Annotated in this window: 14 protein-coding genes; 4 read left to right on the top strand and 10 right to left on the bottom strand. The window is 60.9% G+C overall.

Annotated features, from left to right (window positions below):
• Nucleotides 1-7: 7 nt before the first annotated feature.
• The 7 genes from AC097R_RS09185 to AC097R_RS09215 form a co-directional block, all read right to left on the bottom strand.
• Nucleotides 8-2440, bottom strand: coding sequence for a hypothetical protein (locus AC097R_RS09185; RefSeq protein ID WP_479597773.1), 2433 nt, complete (start codon nt 2438-2440; stop codon nt 8-10).
• Nucleotides 2441-2491: 51 nt separating this feature from the next.
• Nucleotides 2492-4063 (bottom strand): methyl-accepting chemotaxis protein, encoded by a 1572-nt coding sequence (locus tag AC097R_RS09190; protein WP_479597774.1) that lies wholly within the window; start codon nt 4061-4063, stop codon nt 2492-2494.
• A gap of 10 nt (nt 4064-4073) precedes the next feature.
• On the bottom strand, nt 4074-5102 hold the full coding sequence (locus tag AC097R_RS09195; protein WP_479597775.1) for a rhamnose ABC transporter substrate-binding protein: 1029 nt from the start codon (nt 5100-5102) through the stop codon (nt 4074-4076).
• Nucleotides 5103-5578: 476 nt separating this feature from the next.
• Nucleotides 5579-6223: a hypothetical protein gene (locus tag AC097R_RS09200; RefSeq protein WP_479597776.1), complete on the bottom strand. Its 645-nt coding sequence runs from the start codon at nt 6221-6223 to the stop codon at nt 5579-5581.
• Nucleotides 6224-6742: 519 nt separating this feature from the next.
• Entirely contained in the window at nt 6743-8173 is a 1431-nt protein-coding gene (locus AC097R_RS09205; protein WP_479597777.1) for an efflux transporter outer membrane subunit, read from the bottom strand.
• Nucleotides 8166-11321 carry an efflux RND transporter permease subunit gene (locus AC097R_RS09210; protein WP_479597778.1) on the bottom strand — a complete coding sequence of 1052 codons (3156 nt, stop codon included), beginning with the start codon at nt 11319-11321 and terminating at the stop codon, nt 8166-8168. The genes AC097R_RS09205 and AC097R_RS09210 overlap by 8 nt, the downstream gene beginning before the upstream one ends.
• Nucleotides 11322-11339: 18 nt before the next feature.
• Nucleotides 11340-12599, bottom strand: a complete 1260-nt coding sequence (locus tag AC097R_RS09215) for an efflux RND transporter periplasmic adaptor subunit (protein WP_479597779.1) — start codon at nt 12597-12599, stop codon at nt 11340-11342.
• Nucleotides 12600-12765: 166 nt separating this feature from the next.
• On the opposite strand from AC097R_RS09215, the gene AC097R_RS09220 reads away from it, so the two are divergent.
• Nucleotides 12766-13407, top strand: a complete 642-nt coding sequence (locus tag AC097R_RS09220; protein WP_479597780.1) for a TetR family transcriptional regulator — start codon at nt 12766-12768, stop codon at nt 13405-13407.
• Between the two features lie 49 nt (nt 13408-13456).
• Here AC097R_RS09220 and AC097R_RS09225 read toward each other — a convergent pair whose 3' ends face one another.
• Nucleotides 13457-14269, bottom strand: a complete 813-nt coding sequence (locus tag AC097R_RS09225) for a helix-turn-helix domain-containing protein (protein WP_479597781.1) — start codon at nt 14267-14269, stop codon at nt 13457-13459.
• Between the two features lie 121 nt (nt 14270-14390).
• Between AC097R_RS09225 and AC097R_RS09230 the strand changes: the two genes are divergently transcribed.
• Nucleotides 14391-14780: a hypothetical protein gene (locus AC097R_RS09230; RefSeq protein ID WP_479597782.1), complete on the top strand. Its 390-nt coding sequence runs from the start codon at nt 14391-14393 to the stop codon at nt 14778-14780.
• On the opposite strand, the gene AC097R_RS09235 is transcribed toward AC097R_RS09230, so the two are convergent.
• Nucleotides 14773-15477, bottom strand: a complete 705-nt coding sequence (locus AC097R_RS09235) for a hypothetical protein (RefSeq protein ID WP_479597783.1) — start codon at nt 15475-15477, stop codon at nt 14773-14775. The two genes, AC097R_RS09230 and AC097R_RS09235, sit on opposite strands and share 8 nt — an antisense overlap.
• Nucleotides 15478-15578: 101 nt before the next feature.
• Between AC097R_RS09235 and AC097R_RS09240 the strand changes: the two genes are divergently transcribed.
• Nucleotides 15579-15809, top strand: coding sequence for a hypothetical protein (locus AC097R_RS09240; protein WP_479597784.1), 231 nt, complete (start codon nt 15579-15581; stop codon nt 15807-15809).
• Nucleotides 15810-15851: 42 nt separating this feature from the next.
• On the opposite strand, the gene AC097R_RS09245 is transcribed toward AC097R_RS09240, so the two are convergent.
• Complete coding sequence (locus AC097R_RS09245; RefSeq protein ID WP_479597785.1) at nt 15852-16979, bottom strand: GlxA family transcriptional regulator; 1128 nt, start codon at nt 16977-16979, stop codon at nt 15852-15854.
• A 149-nt stretch (nt 16980-17128) separates the two neighbouring features.
• On the opposite strand from AC097R_RS09245, the gene AC097R_RS09250 reads away from it, so the two are divergent.
• The gene (locus AC097R_RS09250; RefSeq protein ID WP_479597786.1) at nt 17129-17995 is read left to right on the top strand and encodes an ABC transporter substrate-binding protein; all 867 of its coding nucleotides are present in this window, start codon (nt 17129-17131) and stop codon (nt 17993-17995) included.
• Nucleotides 17996-18032: the final 37 nt, after the last annotated feature.

The following is an 18032-nucleotide window of genomic DNA, read 5'->3' on the forward strand; positions in this document are numbered from 1 at the left end:
ATGAGGGCTAGAGCGCCTTGAACACAATGCTGCCATTGAGTTCGGAGGCTGAAACGCTCTTGCCTGGCTGGACGGTGGTGGTACCCGACACAAACGTTCCGCCCGCGCCCAGGATGGTGACCTTGGTGCTGACCGCAGTGCTTCCCGAATTGGTCAGCACGCAGGTGTTGGACAGACCACGTGTGACCGTTTGCACGGTGCCCGTGCCCACCACGCTGGCATAGGCGCGCAGCGTGTGCAGCAGAGACTTCTGCACATCCTGCGTCAGTGTGGCAACGCCTGTGCTGCCGGTTACCTGCGATGCCACCGGCAAGACTGGTGCGCCCTCGTTGCTGGTCAGTTGGATGGACGTGGCGCCGGAGCCGTCAAAGTTGCTGGCCACCAGAAAGCGGTAGTTGCGCTCGTCCTGCACGATGGAGGCGGACCATCCAAACCCCACCGTGGGGCGCAGCAGATTGGCGCTCAACTGGGCTGTCTGAGCTGCGGTCTGGTTGACCGCAGCTACCACCACCTTGTCGGAAATGATTTCATTGGCTGCGGCTGCCTTGGAGCCCGTGAAGTACGAGCCATACATGCGCGAGCTGGTGGCGCCAGCCTGTATGCCCTTGGAACCAAAGTTGAAACCCTTGCCACCCTTGACCACCACGCCCAGCTTGCCATCCACATTCATCCAGTCACCGCTGTACGCGGTGAACTGCGTGGGCATGCCGGTGGTGCCCGAGGCGGAATACACCGTGCGCGCCGCGCCAGATGCGGAATCGCGCTCAAAGTCAAACGCGCCGCCATATTCCTGAACAATGGTGACTGCCGCGTTGGCCACCACCTTGTCCATGTAGACCACCAGATTGTTGTCTGGCAAAGAGGTGAAGGACAAGTAGCGGGTCAGCTTGCCGGCGTTCTCCGACAGCACCCCGCCGGTGGTAAACCAAGTGGCCGCAGTCTGTTTGGTGTGCGTGATGTAGGACGCATTGGTGGCCACGCCGTTGAGGTTGTAGTACCCCACGAACGATTTTTGGTACGGCACCAGCACATAGGGTTCGTTCATATAGCTGGCAGGGTTGGGGCCGATGTAGCCCATGAACTTGCTTTGCCACGAGAAAGTGGAATATTTCTGCGCGTTGCGGTGCAGCAGTATTTTGGTGTAGCTGAGGTCCGTCACGCCGCTTTGTGCGCTGACAAAGCCGCTGGGTGTGCTTGGCGTGGTGGAGCCAGGGCCAAAAAACTCGTGGTACAGAAATGCATCGGCCAAGCGCTGTGCTGCCACCGATTCCCGACGTGGGCCGATATCGCTCAGGCTGCCAAAGTAGCTGCCGTCGGTTTGCAGGTTGGCCCGTTCCCGCATGTACTCCAGCGTGCGGCTCTCCAGCATGGTGGCGTCCGCGTCCTTGAAGTAGGTGGCCAGAAAGCTGTAGGCGGGCAAATGCTCGTAGTCATGCACCATCCAGTCCACGCCATTGGGGTACATCCATTCGCCCTCCGGCAGGGCAATTTTTTTGAGCACCTTGTTCCACACGTTGAGCATGTTGTGTTCCACCGCGGCGGGCGGGGTCAGGTTGCCCATCTTGTAGAAGACGGCGGAGGTTCCCAGCTCGTTGATGGGAACCATTTGGTAGATGGGGTGGAAGATGTCGTGGTTTTCCAGCGTCAGGTCGGGGTGCAGGTTGGCACCGCGCACCCAAGTGCTCACAGCCTTGCCGCTGACCACCGTCGCGTCTGACATATCAGCCTGCGTGGAGTAGGTGTTCATCATGTAGCTCTTCGCCATGTCGTCCCACTTGGCCGCATTAGCGTGATTGGGCTGCATGCTGCGCGCCAGCGACAGGATGTTGGTGTCCCAGCCGTTCTCTTCTGCCTTGGTGTCACTCCACTCGCCGTAAGGGGGCAGAGTGGCGGCCTTGTAGTCGGCCTCGCCGCTGACCAGCAGGTTCAGCTTGTTTTGCGTGTCGGTATCCAGCTGGGCCCACACCATCCAGCCTCCCAGGGCCGCATACGAAGACCACATGCTGGACTCCCACACCTTGCCCCATTTGGCGCCCGAAGTCGTGTTGTAGCTCCCCGACGACTTGTGGGTGTTCACGAGGTATTTCAGGTTGGCGACGAGATGGGCCTCCACCGTTGCGCGCGGAATGCCGTTGAAGGATGTATCGGTTGTCCGCGTCAGCAGCAACGCATACAAATAGGCATAGTTGGCGGTGGTGCGGATGCCGTCTTCTGTGGCGGCACCCGAATGGAAGTAGCCGGCACCGGGAATGCTGGCTGAGTAGTCGTGGTAGATGCTCTCTGCATATTTCACGTGTTTCTTCAGCAGCCCCAGGGTCGTGGAGTTGATTTCAGACTCTTGCAAAGTCTGTGCAGAAATGCTCCCCGTAGGGTAAGCATTTGCGGAAATTCCAGCGCAGGCGAGTGCGGCGGCGAGTACCAACGTCGTCTTCTTCATCATCTTCATGTCTCCTCAAGTTATTTGAATTACGTAGCGGGAAAATCTTTGTTTTTATGTGTTGGAAAAGGACAGTGCGGGGGCTTGGGGCTTCAGATTTCCCAGCTTGAACACCGCCACCACCTGCACCAGGTCCTGCGCCTGGCTCTTCAGGCTGGAGGCTGCTGCGGCCATTTGTTCGACTAGCGCTGCGTTCTGTTGGGTGGCTTGGTCCATCTGGGTGACGGCTTCTCCTACCTGCGTCACTCCACTGCTTTGTTCACTGCTGGCTGCACTGATTTCTCCCATGATGTCCGTCACCCGTTTGATGCTGGTGACGACTTCGGTCATGGTGGAGCCGGCTTTGTCGACCAGGGCGGTTCCCTGTTCTACCCGCTCTACGCTGGTGCCGATGAGGGTTTTGATTTCTTTGGCAGCTTCTGCGGATCTTCCGGCCAAGCTTCTGACTTCAGACGCCACCACCGCAAAGCCTCTTCCCTGTTCTCCGGCTCTTGCGGCTTCTACGGCTGCGTTCAGGGCCAGGATGTTGGTCTGGAAGGCGATTCCGTCGATGACGCTGATGATGTCGGCGATCTTTCGACTGGACTCATTGATGCCTTTCATGGTTTCCACGACTTGGCCGACGACTTCTCCGCCTTGGATGGCGACCGTAGAGGCATTCATGGCTAGCTGATTGGCCTGGCGGGCGGAGTCGGCGTTTTGTTTGACGGTGGAGCCGAGTTCTTCCATGGAGGCGGCGGTTTCTTCCAGGGCGCTGGCTTGTTGTTCGGTGCGGGCGGAGAGGTCGTGGTTGCCTTGGGCGATCTCGGCGCTGGCGGTGGCTACCGATTCGGAGTTTTGCTTAACCCGGGCAACGATGTCGGAGAAGCCGCGCTGCATGGTGCGTAGTTCACGGAACAGGTGCACAAACTCGTCGCTCCCAAACACCCTCACCGGAGCCGATAGATCACCGTGCGCAATGTTGCCGGCTACCTCTACCGCGTGCAGCATGGGGCGTTTGATCTGCTGCGCCAACCAGATGGCTGCCGCTAGCAGGATGAGCACGGCTACTACCAGAGCCAGCAACACGGCGCGCTGTGCCGTCACGATGGTCGCTTTGGCCGCCCCCACTTCGGCCACAGAAGCAGCAGAGATATCCTGCCCCAATGTGGCCACCGGACCCGTCAACTGTCCATAGGTTTTCTGCAAATCGCCCAGCAGACTTTCCGCTTGCGGTATGTCGGAGGTCGACAACTCCACAAGCTTTGCCGCCTGCTGCAAGTAGCTGGTGCTCAGCGGCGTGATGGTTTGCAACGCGGTTTGGCCATTGGCTGGTAGTGCGCGCACCTGTAGGCTGGTCACTGCGTCCTGGAACGCCTTGGCGTGCAGTTTGAAACCATTCTCGGCCTCCATCAGCCGGTCCGGGTTGCGCTGTCGGCCCGCAAACAAGGCTAGCTGGGCATCACCCCGCACTGAGTCCAACAGCGTGCCTACAGTCTGGCTCTCGCTCAAGGACACGCTGGCACCCAGTGCATCGTCCAGTCCGCCCTGGATGGACCTGGTGGCGGCAAGACCGGACAAACCCACCAAGGCCACGAATACGGCGCCCACGACACCCAAACCAATGATCTGGTTCTGAATTCTCATGTGTGCACTCTCAGAAATTGAAGCGGTCGATGTTGGACGTGTCAAAGGTCGTGGGCGCACCCAGAATGACCTCGCCCTTGGCACCCACCACGTAGTTGCCCAGCCGACCCGCGGCAAAGGTCTCACCTCTTTTGCCGGTGATCGCGCCTTTGCTTAGGCTGGCGGCCGCATAGGCAGCCAAGTAGCCCAGGTCCACCGGGTTCCACAGCTGAAAGGCCTGCACTGTGCCGTCTTTGACAAATGGACGCATCTGGTTGGGTGTGCCCAGCCCGGTCACATGGACCTTGCCCTTGTGTGGCGATGCGGCCACGTACTCCGCGCTGGCCAGAATGCCCACGGTTGTGGGGCAGATGATGCCGCGCAGGTTGGGGTTTTGTAGCAGTGCCATGCACTGTTCGCGCGACCTGACTGGATCGTCGTTGCCATAGACTACTTTGGACAGTTTCATGTTCTGGTAGACGGGGCGGCGCAGCTCTTGCAGCATCCAGTAAATCCAGGCGTTCTGGTTGCTGGCCGTGATATTGGCGGACAGAATGGCAAACTCGCCTTGCCCCTCCATCAGCTTGGCCATGAGCTGCATTTGCGCGCGGCCCACGCCTTCCTGGCTGGCCTGGTTGATGAACAGATCGCGCGCGTCCGTAGCCAGGTCCGCGTCCACCGCCACAATCTTGGTGCCCACGGCGCTGAGCTCCCGCACCTTGGGCAGCAGCGCCACCGTCTCGTTCGCAGCCAGGATGACGGCGTTCAAACGCTCTGCAATCAACTGTTGGATGAAAGGCTCCTGAGCCAGTGCTTGCGCGTTGGTAGGCCCCAGCATGCGCGCCTGTGCACCCAGTTCACGTGCTGCTTCCATCACGCCCTCACCCAGAATCACGTGGTAGGGGTTGTTTATCTGTTTGGGCAGGTAGGCCATCTTCAAGCCATTGCTTGGCCCCGTGGCTGCGCCTGCGGTGCGGATGCCTAGGCCCTCGCACAGAGCCGCCAGCAACACAGCCCGCCGAACCAACGATGGCCTGAGGCCAGTTTTTGTTTTTGTCATGGTGTACCCGCTACAGATTGCCGATGGAGGCCACTGTAGGGAGCTATCCCCATCAGATCCAAGCAATATTTATTATGGAATTCATAAGAAACACTGATGGAAGTAAATGCAGCTTGTTGCCAAAGCTGGAATGAGGGTTTGACCTAGCCTCGAGCGCTATGAAGGCTTAGAGGTTTTGGGGGAAAGTACCTAGTACGGATAGTCTGCTGCGATGCAACCGGTACTGGGGTGGCACAGGGTAATCCCGGGCAGTTTTAAAGAGCCATTAGAAAGTCAACGAAGTTTTCTGCCGAAGTCCGCGAGCGCCCAGTGCGCATGTGCACCTTGGGGCACCCTCCGCCTGGAGGCCGCGTGATGGGTGGAGATCGAATTGAGATTGGAGTGGGGTGATTGGGAGCAGCATTGACCCGCACCACTGAAAAACGAGACTTCACGCCAGCAGCAATGCTGCGCACGTTGGGTATTTCTGCAGCCTGTTAAGGCGACGCATACATTCGCACCGAGACGGAGTAGGACAGGAATATCAATATCAATGTCAGGGGATACACCATCCAAGCGAAATCCAATGCGCCATTGATTTTGTACCCCGTAAACAGGTGTTTAAAGCTGGTTTCTCGTCCGGATTTGAGAACACTCTCCACGCTGATGCGCAGCTCTTTGCCTTGTGAGTTGAGCATACGCTGCGCAAATGCCTTTTCCCCCAGCTTGGAATGGTTGATAAAGTCCCTTTGCATTTGCTTGTAGAGTTCAAATCCTGCCCGAACAGACAGCACGGAGAATTTGACTTTCCCCACGTACTCCACAGATGCAATCTGCCCCAGCGCCTTTTCGATGTCTATCCAGAGTGCATTGAGTTGGTCGTCGATTTCTTGCTCCAGCTTCTGATGAACATTGATCAAGTGGATTCTTTCCAGCACTTGTAACTGCGAAAGTGAAGCTTCCAAGCGAATGAACAGCTTATTGGAGCGTGAATATCTTTTCCTCTGCGACTCCAGTCCCTGGTATCTCTTTTGCATAAAGAAGATTGCTATGAAAACCGCAATGAATTGCAAGGTGACAATCAGTACAGAGAAGAGAAGCACCGCCTGTGGGCGTGAAAAATCAACCACAAAGGGAGACATATCTGTCAGTACCTGGACTCACTGCAATGGGGCAGCTTCAATGTATTGGGTTGTCCGGTCAACGCGTGAATTTCCAAGCTGCGGCCGAGCGTCGCCAACAACACTGCATGTCGAACCAACGCAGGCATGAGGTCGGGGTTTGTTTTTGTCATGACGTATTTCGCTACAGATTGGCAATGCCCAGCGCGATGGTGGACTCTGGTGGTCACTGTAGGGAGAAATATCTATCAGATCAACGCAGACTTTTTTATGGATTTCATCAAAAAGCCTGATGCCTGGAAGGGTGGTTTGCTGCAGTGCCTGAAATGCTAGGTAGGTGCATCAGCGGACGTGCTGTGGGGTCAGCAGGCCTGGGGTAAATACTTAGCCAAGGCGCAGTGGTGCCTTACAACCGGCGAGGAGATTGCACAGGGTTATCCCGGGCGGTGTTCGGGAACGTCCTGCTACCCAAACAAAAACAGCTCCTAAATTAGGAGCTGTTCGCGCAATATCCACGGGGGCTGGTGCCCCATTTGTCTATTACTTCTGCTCTGCAGCAGCCTCTGTCCAGCCACCGCCCAGCACCTTGTACAGGGTCACCAGGTTTTGCAACTGAAGCAGCTGAACCTGCACCACCGCTTGCTGCGCGGTGAACAGCGAGCGCTGGGCATCCAGCACATCAAACGAGTTGGCGGCGCCGTTCTTGAAGCGGAGGTCGGTCAGGCCCATGCGGGTCTTCTCGGCTTCCAGTTGCGCGGTCTGCGCCTGCAGCTGGTCGCCCAGCGTGGCGCGGCCGGCCAGGGCGTCGGCTACTTCGCGGAAGCCGGTCTGGATGGCCTTCTCGTACTGCGCCACGGCAATTTCCTTGTTCACCTTGGCGGCTTCCAGGTTGGCCTTGTTGCGGCCCGCATCGAAGATGGGTACCAACAGCTGGGGCACAAAGCTCCAGACGCTGGTGCCGTTGCTGAACAGGGTTTCCAGGTCGTTGCTGGCCACACCCGCGCTGGCAGTCAGCGTGATGCGCGGGAAGAAGGCCGCACGCGCTGCGCCGATATTGGCGTTCAGGGCCAGCAGGTTTTGCTCGGCCTGGCGCACGTCGGGGCGGCGGGTCAGCAGCTCCGACGGTACGCCAGCGGGCAGGTCCGCCACCAGGCCTTGTTGCGCCATGTCCAGTCCGGCGGGCAGGTCGGTGGGCAGCGGTTGGCCGATCAGCAGCACCAGGGCGTTTTCGTCCTGGGCGCGCTGGCGGGTCAGCTGGGCCAGGCTGGCTTTGGCGCCTTCCAGCAGCGACTGCGAACTGCTCAGGTCCAACTTGGATGCGGCCTCGTTGTCAAACTTCAGCTGCATCAGGCGCAGCGAATCCTGGCGCGTCTTCAGCGTCTCGCGCGTGCTGCGCAGCAGCTCGTCATCGGCCAGCAGGTTCAGGTAGGTGTTGGCCACCGACGCGATCAGGCTGATCTGCACGGTCTTGCGCGCTTCTTCGGTGCCCAGCAGCTGGGCCTGGGCGGCTTGGCTGAGTGCCCGCACGCGGCCGAAAAAGTCCAGCTCGTAGGCGGTGATGCTCAGGCCTGCGGTGTAGCTGCTCACCACGGCGCCCGTGGTGGTGGGGCCGCGGCTTCCGTTGATGCCAGCGTTCACCGTGGGCAGCTCGTCGGCGCGGGCCACTTGCAGCTTGGCACGGGTCTGGTCGATGTTGAGCACGGCCACGCGCAGGTCGCGGTTGTTTTGCAGGGCCAGTTCAATCAGGCGCTTGAGGCGCGCATCTTGAAAGAAGGCCTGCCATTCAACGTCGGCTGCGGTGCGGGCTGATGCCTCGGCCGCGGTCTCGGCCTTCACGGCCGGGAAGCTGGCACCCACCGGCGCCGCGGGACGCTGGAAGGTGGGGATGAAACTGCAACCCGCCAACCACAGGACGGCAGACAGTGTGGCCAGGCGCAGGGCAGGGCGGCTGGGGGAGAAATGCTTACTCATGGGACTCGCCTCCAATGTGGTGTCCGTGGGCGGCGTCAAACTGGTGCTGGCGCTCGCTGCCTTTGAAAATACCGCGCACCACCACAAAGAAGATGGGCACAAAGAACACGGCCAGGAAGGTACCAACCACCATGCCGCCCATCACGCCGGTGCCGATGGCACGCTGGCTGGCCGAGCCCGCGCCGCTGGCAATCGCCAGAGGCAGCACGCCCAGCATGAAGGCCATGGAGGTCATGACGATGGGGCGAAAGCGCAGGTGCGCAGCCGCCAGTGCCGACTCGATCAATCCCTTGCCCTGGGCCTGCAGGTCCTTGGCAAATTCGATGATCAGAATCGCGTTCTTCGCGGACAGGCCGATGATGGTGATCAAGCCGACCTGGAAGTACACGTCGTTGGCATAGCCGCGCAGCAGCGTGGCCACCAGCACCCCCAGCACGCCCAGGGGCACCACCAGAATCACCGCCAGCGGGATGGACCAGCTCTCGTACAGCGCGGCCAGGCACAGGAACACGGCCAGGATGGCAAAGCCATAGAGCACGGTGGCTTGCGAGCCCGCCAGCTTTTCCTGGCGGGACTGGCCGGTCCACTCATAGCCAAAGCCAGCCGGCAGTTGCCCGGCCAACTTCTCCATCTCGGCCATGGCTGCGCCTGTGCTGTAGCCAGCGGCCGCTGCACCCCCGATGCGCACAGCAGGGTAGCCGTTGTAGCGCACGGTTTGCATGGCGCCCTTCACCCAGCGGGTGGTGGCGAAGGCCGACAGTGGCACGGGCTTGCCCTGCGCATTGATCGCGTTGAACTTCAGGATGTCATCCGGCTGCATACGGGCGGTGGAATCCGCCTGCACCACCACACGCTGCAGACGGCCCTGGTTCGGGAAGTCATTGATATAGGCCGAGCCCAGCGCGGTGGAGATGGTGCTGTTGATCGAGTCAAAGCCCACGCCCAGGGCGCTGGCCTTGTCACGGTCAATATCGATCTGCAGCTGGGGCGCATCTTCCAGGCCATCGGGGCGCACCTGGGTAAGGATGGGGCTCTTGGACGCCATGCCCAACAGCTGGTTGCGTGCATCGATCAGCGCATCGTGGCCCTTGCCGCCGCGGTCTTGCAGGCGGAAGGTGAAGCCTGTGGCATTGCCCAGTTCGGGAATGGGGGGCGGGCTCAGCGGGAAGATGAACGCGTCACGGATGCCCATGAGCGCACCAAACGCACGGCCTGCCAACGCTTGCGCCGAATGCTCGGGACCTGGGCGGTCGGCCCAGTCTTTCAGCGTCACGAAGGCCAGCGCGGCGTTTTGTCCTTGGCCAGAGAAGCTGAAGCCCAGCACGCCGACCATGCTTTGCACTTCAGGCTGCTTGAGGATGAAGCCTTCCACCTGCTGCATCACATTCAGCGTGCGCTGTTGCGTGGCACCGGGGGGCAGTTGCACGTTCACGATGATGTTGCCCTGGTCTTCACCGGGCAAAAACGAGGTGGGCAAGCGCAGGTAGATGACGGCCACGGCGCCGATGATGGCGGCGTAGATCACCAGGTAGCGGCCGGCCTTTTTGAGCAGGCGTGCCACAAAGCTTTCATAGCCCTTGGCCGTGCTGCTGAAGCCGCGGTTGAACCAGCCAAAGAAACCGGTCTTGGCATGCGCATGGCCGGCCTCCACAGGCTTGAGCAGCGTGGCGCACAGTGCAGGCGTGAGCGACAGCGCCATAAAGGCCGAGAACGCGATGGAGCTGACCATCACTGCCGAGAACTGGCGGTAGATATTGCCCACCGAGCCACTGAAGAACGCCAGCGGCACGAATACGGCAATCAGCACCACAGTCACGCCCACGATGGCGCCCGAGATCTGGCCCATGGCCTTCTTGGTGGCCTGCAACGGCGGCAGGCCTTCCTCGCTCATGATGCGCTCGACGTTCTCCACCACCACGATGGCGTCGTCCACCACGATACCGATCACCAGCACCATGCCAAACATGGTCAGCACGTTGATGGACATGCCCAGTGCCAGCAGCGTGGCAAAGGTTCCCAGCAACGCGATGGGCACCACGATGGTGGGGATGATGGTGTAGCGCCAGTTCTGCAGGAACAGGAACATCACCAGGAACACCAGCGCCACGGCTTCAATCAGCGTCTCCGCCACTTGCGAGATCGAGATCTTCACGAAACGCGAGCTGTCGTAGGGGATGGTCCACTTCACCCCGGTGGGGAAGTAGGTTTGCAGCTGCTCCATGCGCTCGCGCACGGCCTTGGCCGCAGCCATGGCGTTGCCGCTGGGGGAAAGCTGCACGCCGATACCGACCGCAGGCTTGCCGTTCAGGCGTGCCGACGTGGCATAGCCCTGCGCACCGAGTTCGATGCGGGCCACGTCCTTCAAGCGCACGGCCGAGCCATCGGCGTTGGAGCGCAAGGCAATGTTGCCAAACTGCGCCACGCTGTTGAGCTGGCCGTTCACCACCACCGTGGCGGCAATGCTCTGGCCCGTGATGTTGGGCAGGTCACCAATCGCGCCGGAAGATACCTGGGCGTTTTGCGACTTGATGGCAGCGCTGACGTCGGCAGCCGAGAGGTTGAAGCTGGCCAGCTTGGCCGGGTCGATCCAGATGCGCATGGCGCGCTCGGTACCAAACAACTGGGCCTGGCCAATGCCGGGCAGGCGCTGGATTTCAGGCACCACGTTGCGAGAGGCGTAGTCGCCCAGCGCAATGGGGTCGATGTCCGGATTGTCCGACGACAGCATGGTGAACAGCAAGAAGTTGGAGCGCGACTTGTCCACGCGCACACCCTGCTGCGTCACCGCCGCTGGCAGGCGTGGGGACGCGCGCGACAGGCGGTTTTGCACGTCCACCTGGGCCAGGTCGGGGTTGGTGCCGGTCTCAAAGCTCAGCGTGATGCTGCCGGAGCCGTCGGCTTGCGCCACCGACTCCATGTAGATCAAGCCGGGCGAGCCGTTCATTTCGCGTTCGATGACGGACAGCACGCTGTCCTCCAGCGTCTGGGCCGAGGCACCGGGGTAAGCGGTGTTGATGACGATGGACGGAGGCGCCACCGGTGGGTACTGCGAAACGGGGAGCTGCGTGATCGCCACGCCCCCCATCACCAGAATGAACAGCGCTATCACCCACGCAAAGATGGGGCGGTCGATAAAAAACTGGGCCATGAAAGGTGCCTCGTCGGTTTACTTGGCTGCGGAAGCCGCAGCGGCGGGGGCAGATGCCGCAGCACCCGGAGCGCCGGCGGCGGGCGCGCCACCCGTCCACGGCACGGGTTTCACCGGGGCACCGGGCACCATCATTTTCTGGAAGCCATCCACGATGACCTGGTCGCCTTCTTTCAGGCCGTCCAGGATCACCCACTGGTTGTTCTGGGCGTTGCCCACCTTCACGGGGCGGGGGCCAGGCTTGCCGCCTTCACCCACCACCAGCACGGTGTCGCCCTGGTTGGTGCGGGTCACGGCTTGCTGGGGCAACAGAATGCCTGAAGGCAGTTCGGCCTGCGACAGGCGCACGCGCACATACTGGCCGGGCAGCAGCAGCCCGTCGGCGTTGGGCACTTCGGCCCGCAGCGTGATCTGGCCGCTGGTGGCGTCCACCGTCAGGTCAGAGAACAACAGTTTGCCGGCCTTGGGCAGCTCGCTGCCGTCTTCCAGCACCACACGCACGGGCACCGAGCCATCGCCGGCCGCGCGCAATTGCTTGCTGGCTATGGCCTTGCGCAGGCGCAGCACGTCGGTGGTGCTTTGGGTGAAGTTCACGTACACAGTCGCGGTCTGCTGGATCACGGCCAACTGGGTGGCTTCGGTGGCGCTGACCAGCGCACCCTCGGTCACCAGCGACTGGCCAATGCGGCCCGAGATGGGCGCCGTGACCGTGGCGTAGGCCAGGCTGATGCGGGCGGTTTCCACCGCAGCCTTGGCGGTGCCCAGGTCGGCTTCGGCCTGGCGCTGCGTGGTCACCAGCGTGGTGTATTCCTGCTTGCTGATGGCGTTGGCTTCCATCAGCGGCTTGTTGCGTTCCACTTGGGCCGTGGCCTGGGCCACATTGGCCTGGGCTTTGGCGACGCTGGCCTGGGCGCTTTCCAGTGTGGCGCGGTAGGGGGCGGCGTCGATCTGGTACAGCACCTGGCCGGCCTTCACTTCACTGCCTTCGCGGAACAGGCGTTGCAGCACCACACCGTTCACACGGGCACGCACTTGGGCTACACGGGCAGCGCTCACGCGACCGGGCAGCTCAGACTGCAGCGCCACGGTTTGCGGCGCCACGGTCACCACGCCCACTTCAGCGGGTGGCATGCCGCCACCAGGGCCACCGGCACCGGGGGCGCCGTCCTTGGCACCGCAGGCGACCAGCGCCACAGCCAGGGGAATCGACATCAGGGCAAAGCGGCCCAAAGACAGTGTTGCGGGTGCAAAACCCACGGTCTGGCGGAACGGAGACATAGGAATCCCTTTGTTACAAAAATGGATCGGAGAGCGGATGGGGGTTGCCGCATTGTTGACCTAGGGCAAACCCCCGGCAAACGGTTTTTGCAAATGCAGCAATTTCGATTAGTATACATACATGCTTGAATGTATGTGTGAAATTCCTGTGAAACTGTTGTAGACCATGGCCCGCAAAACCAAGGAAGACGCGCTTGCCACCCGCGAGCTGATTCTGGATGCCGCCGAGCGCGTGTTTCACCAGCGCGGGGTGTCGCGCACCACGCTGCAAGAGATCGCCCAAGCGGCGGGCGTAACCCGAGGCGCCATCTACTGGCACTTCGAGAACAAGGGCGAACTCTTCCACGCCATGATGGAGCGGGTGACCCTGCCCATGATGGCGCGCATGACGGAGATGGAGCCGGTAGACGAAGAGCAGCCGCTGGACAAAATCCGCCGCAACACGGCCTCGGCCTTCCAGCAGATCGCCCACAACGACCAGGTGCGCCGCGTGTTCGAGATCGCCACCCAGAAGGTGGAATACGTGGACGAGCTGCAAAGCATGCGCGAGCGCCACATTGCCGGGCGTAACGAGTGCATTGACGACATGCACCGCCTGATGCAGCTGGCGCAGGACAAGGGCCATATCCGCGCCGACATGGATCTGCGCTGCGCCACACTGGGTCTGTTCGCGCTGGTCGGCGGGCTCAAGTTCAACTGGCTGCTGTCGCCCGATGCCTTTGACCTGGAGGCCGTAGGCCAGGCCACGCTGGACGCCTACTTGCAGGGGCTGGCCCCGGCTCCACGTTCCACCAAGACCCACCGCTGAAACTGGTTTGCTCCTGTTTTAGGAGCTGCTGGCGCACGTTCCACGGGGGCTAGCGGCCAATTTCCTTATAAAACTGCTGCAGCACGGCGGCCGTGTTGGCATCCGCCGGCAAAAAGGTTTCCAGTGCCAGCTCTTGCAGCGTGATGTCCATGGGCGAGCCAAAAATCGTCACCGTGCTGATGAAGTTGAGCTGCCCGTGCGCCGTGTCCAGCTGAAACGGCATCACCACACCGCGCGTCTCGCCCTGCAGGTGGGCGCGGTCCGGGCCGTGGCTGGCGTCATAGCTGTGCAGTTCTTCCATCAGCGTTTGCAGCGTGGCGTCGCCCGTGCTGTGGATCTGCTGGCGCAGGCGTTCAAACAGGTGGTGCTTCCACTGCCCCAGGTTGGCAATGCGCGGCGCCAGTCCCTGCGGGTGCAGGCTCAGGCGCAGCACGTTCACCGGCGGCTGCAGCAGTGCGGGCGCAATGTTGTTCAGAAACACCGGCACCAGGCGGTTGGCGCTGACCATGTTCCAGTGCCGGTCCATGGCCAGCGCGGGGTAGGGCTCGTGGCACCGCAAGATCAACTCCACCGCGGCGCGTGCCTCGGCCATGTCGGGGTGGTCCAGCGGGCGCTCGCGGTACATGGCGGCGTAGCCCGCGCTGGTCAGCAGCTGGTTGCGTTCGCGCAGCGGCACCTCCAGTCGCTCGGCCAGGCGCAGCACCATTTCGCGACTGGGCGCTGAGCGGTCGGTCTCCAGAAAACTCACGTGCCGGGCCGAGATGTCGGCCTGGTGCGAGAGCTCCTGCTGGCTCAGGCGCCGGTGCTGGCGCCAGTGGCGCAGGCGTTGGCCAAAACTGTTGGGGGCGGTGGGGGTGTGCATGGCCGCATGGTAGCGCTGGGCCTGTGCTTTGGGGCGGTGCGGCCATGACCTCCCAGGTAATGGCGCAGCGTCGCGGGGCGCCGCACCATCGGGGCCTTGTTCAATCCTTCAGGAGTTTTCCATGTCGTCTTTCTCTCTGCTCACCACCCCCGTCTGGACCCGCCGCGTGCTGTGGCTGGATGCGATCACCGGCGTCGGTACCGCGCTTCTGCAACTGGAGGCCCAGGCCACCGTGTCCAGCCTGCTGGGCATGCCTGCGGCGCTGGTGCAGGCCTCGGCCTGGGTGGTGCTGGTGTTCGTGGTGTACATCGGCTTTCTGCTGGCGCAGCGGGAGTTGCCGCGGGCGGGTGTGCGCCTGCTGGCGCTGGGCAATGGAGCCTGGGTGGTGGCCAGCCTGTGGCTGGCGGTGGGCGCCGGTGTGGCACTCAGCCCGCTGGGCGTGGGCTATGTGCTGGCGCAGGCCGCGTTTGTCGGCATGCTGGCCTATCTGCAGGCCATGGCCTCTACTTGAACAGCCCCTTGATGGCATTGCCCGTTTTCTCCAGGGCACTGCCGATGGACTTCATCAGGCGGTCAAAACTCAGAGAGACCATCAGCCGCTGCTCCAGTGCGTTGGTGATCTCCTGGCCCAGTTCACCGGGCGTCAGGCCACCCTGGGCCTTGCCCAGGTCACGCAGGTGCAGGTCGGGCAGTTCGGCGTCGATGGTCTTGTTGCCCACAAAAGGCGCCGTGGCGTGGGCCTTGGCACCGCGGATGATGAACTCCGTCACGATGAGTTTCTTGCCCTTGGAATCTTTGGATGACGGACCCAGGTACTTTTCAATGTTCTTCTGGATGGCGTCGAAGTTGGTCATTGCGTCGCCCTTCTCGTAGATCACATCGGGCGACAGCACGGCAATCTTTTTGATCACCACCACGTCCTGCGTGAGCGACGACAGCTCGACCTCCAGCTCCACCGTGCCCACCTTCACGGCATACGGTGATTTGAAACCCGCAGGGTTGCCAATCTGCAGCCCGCTCAGGGTGCCACGGCCGTCGGTAGGGCGAATGTCCACCTTCTCCACCTTCACGGTGGCCCCGGTCATGGCGCTGCCGTAGCTGCCAATGGCGCTTTTGACCAGGTGGTCCAGGTTGCCGTGCAGCCAGTAGGCGCCGCCAGCGATGGCGAGCAGAAGGAGGGCGATGAGGGAGAGGATGACTTTCTTCATGGACAGAGATGGTAAGCGGCAGGCCGCCACCGCCGCAATGTGCTGGACTTTCTTTTCCGGGCGACACAAAATTTGTTTCCAACTTTGCGGAGCGGGTCGCTATGGCTCACATCACTTGGCAAGAATCGCCCTCTGTGTGCACAGCATTGCAGGACGATGTTCCGGTCTGCACCCTCAAATCCAAAGACATTGGCGGCGTCGCCGCCAGTTGGCTCGATGAGCGGCTGTGGGCCCCACCCAGCCACATGCCCAAAGCGGCGCCGCAGGGCACCCGCTTTTTCTCGGACATGGCAGAGGCCAAGCTGGCGGTGGAGCAGTACCTGCTTGGTTGACCGCCTAGGTGGGTGGCCCAGGTCGCAAGCTCAAAAAAGCGCTTAACTCTTCACACCGGTTGCCTCGGCTGCGGCCGAGGCCTTGCGCAGCCTTCCGGGGGAGACGCCGTAGAGTTGCTGAAAATGCCGGATGAAATGCGAGGCATCGGAGAATCCGCATTCGTAAGCAATGGTGCTGATCGGAAGATCGCTAGTGGTCACAATCCAGCGGCCGTACTTCAGCCGTGAGTTTCTATAAAACTCCGACGGCGAGGACTGGGTCTCTGCCATGAAAACACGTTCCAGTTGACGGTTGCTGGACTGGATGATCTTCGCAATCACCGAAATTTCCAGTGGGGTGGTAATGTTTTTTTCCATCAAAACAATCGCCTCTTTCAGCTTGTCACTGTCGCTGGAGGCGTAACCCAGTGCTCTCCGACGGGTTAGATGTGAGATAGCTGACTTCTGGGTCACCGTCATTTGGTGCACCACCTTGGCGGCCCGGTCTGGCCCGCAATGCATGCGGATCAGCTCGGTAGCCAATTCAATGATGGAAATGCCCCCCGCACAAGTCACTCTGTCCCCGTCAAACACATAGTCGCAATTGGTTGTGAATGCCAAATCGGGAAACATCTCTTTCCAGTCGTTGACGTGGAATGGATGCACGCAGGCCACACGCCCCGCCATGAAACCGTGCTGGGCCAGCACAAAACTCCCAGTGCAGATACCAATCAATGGGATGCGCTTCCTCACGGCCTGGCGCAGAAACTGCACACCATGCGTATCACGCGCCTTCATGTACGGAAGCAGTCCGCCGATGATGGCCACATAGTCGAAGTCATTGTCCAAGGTGTCTACGCCGACTGTGGGAACCGCAACGCCACAGCTCGACACCACAGGATCCCCTTTGGTACTCAGTACGGTCCAAGTGCAGCGGACTTGGCGACTTTGATCACCTAAGTCTGCTGCATGGCGCAGCGCATCGCACAACCCAGCCAGCGACAACAACGGGAAGCGCGGACATAAAAAAATCGCTAAGCGCAATTCCACACCTGAAGCCAGTGCGTCGCTCCGGGGTTTGGCCTTCGCGCGGTCCAGCTTATCGACCAGCTCCGCACAGTCGTCTTTGAGCAAAGGCGTGATGGCCGAAGAGCGCCGGGTACGTTTTCTGGGGGCTGTGCTTCGTTCCATGGCTTCTCACAGAGGTAGGGGTAAACACGTAATGTCGCATACGTTCTATTTCTTCGCTAGCACTTCCTATGACAAGTGGGGGGCGATTCATACCATCCAACCCGTCAGCCAACGACATTTTTTCAATACCCCAACTCAGGAGTTTTCTTATGAAGAAGTACCTTTGCACACACATACTGTGCGCCCTATTTGGTGCATCCACGCTGCTGCCGGCGGCACACGCACAAGCTTTGCAGACTGTCGAGAAAGATACTCTCACCATCGCCTTCACTGGAGATATGCCAGGTACGGGTTACCAAGATGGCGCCATGATTGGCTACGACGGGGAGATCCTTCAGCACGTGGCCGACGCCATCAAGCTGAAGGTCAAGCCGGCATTGATGGAGTGGTCCGGCACCATCGCGTCGGTCCAGTCCAAGCGTGTGGACGTGATGGCAGGAACGATGGGCTGGACCGAACAGCGCTCCAAAATCATGACGCTGAGCGATCCCATCCACTATTTCAAGAATGGCATTACCCAATCCAGCAAGACCGATTGGTCCCACCTGAAGGATCTTGAGGGCAAGAAAGTCGGCACGATCACCGGGTTTTCTTTCATTCCCGAGCTGCGCAAGATCAGTGGCTTGCAGTTGACGACCTATGACACCTCCGATGCCGCGGTACGTGACTTGCTTTCTGGCCGGATTGATGCCGTGATTGGTGACCCACCAGTCATGCAGTACGCCATCTCCCGCAACCCCCAGTGGAAACTGAAGTTCAACGCCTTCTCTGACAACAGCGCGGACTACCCTCTGCTCACCGGCTTGGGCCAGGTGGTGTTTGGCCTGAACAAAGACAACCCCGAATTGGCCAAGACCGTGAACGCGGAGATTGCCAAGCTCTGGAAGGGCTGTGAGCTCAAGAAAATTGGTAACAAATACGGCCTGGTGCAGGACGTTTGGTACGTCCCTGCGGGTCAAAACTTCCGCGCTGGGGTAGATCGCCCTGCCGACTGGAAGCTGCCCAGCTGCAAGTAAGCCTTGCACAAGTAAACCGGAGGGGCGCCCGGGCGCG

Source organism: Rhodoferax sp. ZS1R25 (genome assembly GCF_056521335.1).

Bases quoted from the DNA above. Each gene is read 5' to 3' on its own strand.
- AC097R_RS09185 (WP_479597773.1), bottom strand. From the start codon at position 2,440: ATGATGAAGAAGACGACGTTGGTACTCGCCGCCGCACTCGCCTGCGCT.
- AC097R_RS09190 (WP_479597774.1), bottom strand. From the start codon at position 4,063: ATGAGAATTCAGAACCAGATCATTGGTTTGGGTGTCGTGGGCGCCGTA.
- AC097R_RS09195 (WP_479597775.1), bottom strand. From the start codon at position 5,102: ATGACAAAAACAAAAACTGGCCTCAGGCCATCGTTGGTTCGGCGGGCT.
- AC097R_RS09200 (WP_479597776.1), bottom strand. From the start codon at position 6,223: ATGTCTCCCTTTGTGGTTGATTTTTCACGCCCACAGGCGGTGCTTCTC.
- AC097R_RS09205 (WP_479597777.1), bottom strand. From the start codon at position 8,173: ATGAGTAAGCATTTCTCCCCCAGCCGCCCTGCCCTGCGCCTGGCCACA.
- AC097R_RS09210 (WP_479597778.1), bottom strand. From the start codon at position 11,321: ATGGCCCAGTTTTTTATCGACCGCCCCATCTTTGCGTGGGTGATAGCG.
- AC097R_RS09215 (WP_479597779.1), bottom strand. From the start codon at position 12,599: ATGTCTCCGTTCCGCCAGACCGTGGGTTTTGCACCCGCAACACTGTCT.
- AC097R_RS09220 (WP_479597780.1), top strand. From the start codon at position 12,766: ATGGCCCGCAAAACCAAGGAAGACGCGCTTGCCACCCGCGAGCTGATT.
- AC097R_RS09225 (WP_479597781.1), bottom strand. From the start codon at position 14,269: ATGCACACCCCCACCGCCCCCAACAGTTTTGGCCAACGCCTGCGCCAC.
- AC097R_RS09230 (WP_479597782.1), top strand. From the start codon at position 14,391: ATGTCGTCTTTCTCTCTGCTCACCACCCCCGTCTGGACCCGCCGCGTG.
- AC097R_RS09235 (WP_479597783.1), bottom strand. From the start codon at position 15,477: ATGAAGAAAGTCATCCTCTCCCTCATCGCCCTCCTTCTGCTCGCCATC.
- AC097R_RS09240 (WP_479597784.1), top strand. From the start codon at position 15,579: ATGGCTCACATCACTTGGCAAGAATCGCCCTCTGTGTGCACAGCATTG.
- AC097R_RS09245 (WP_479597785.1), bottom strand. From the start codon at position 16,979: ATGGAACGAAGCACAGCCCCCAGAAAACGTACCCGGCGCTCTTCGGCC.
- AC097R_RS09250 (WP_479597786.1), top strand. From the start codon at position 17,129: ATGAAGAAGTACCTTTGCACACACATACTGTGCGCCCTATTTGGTGCA.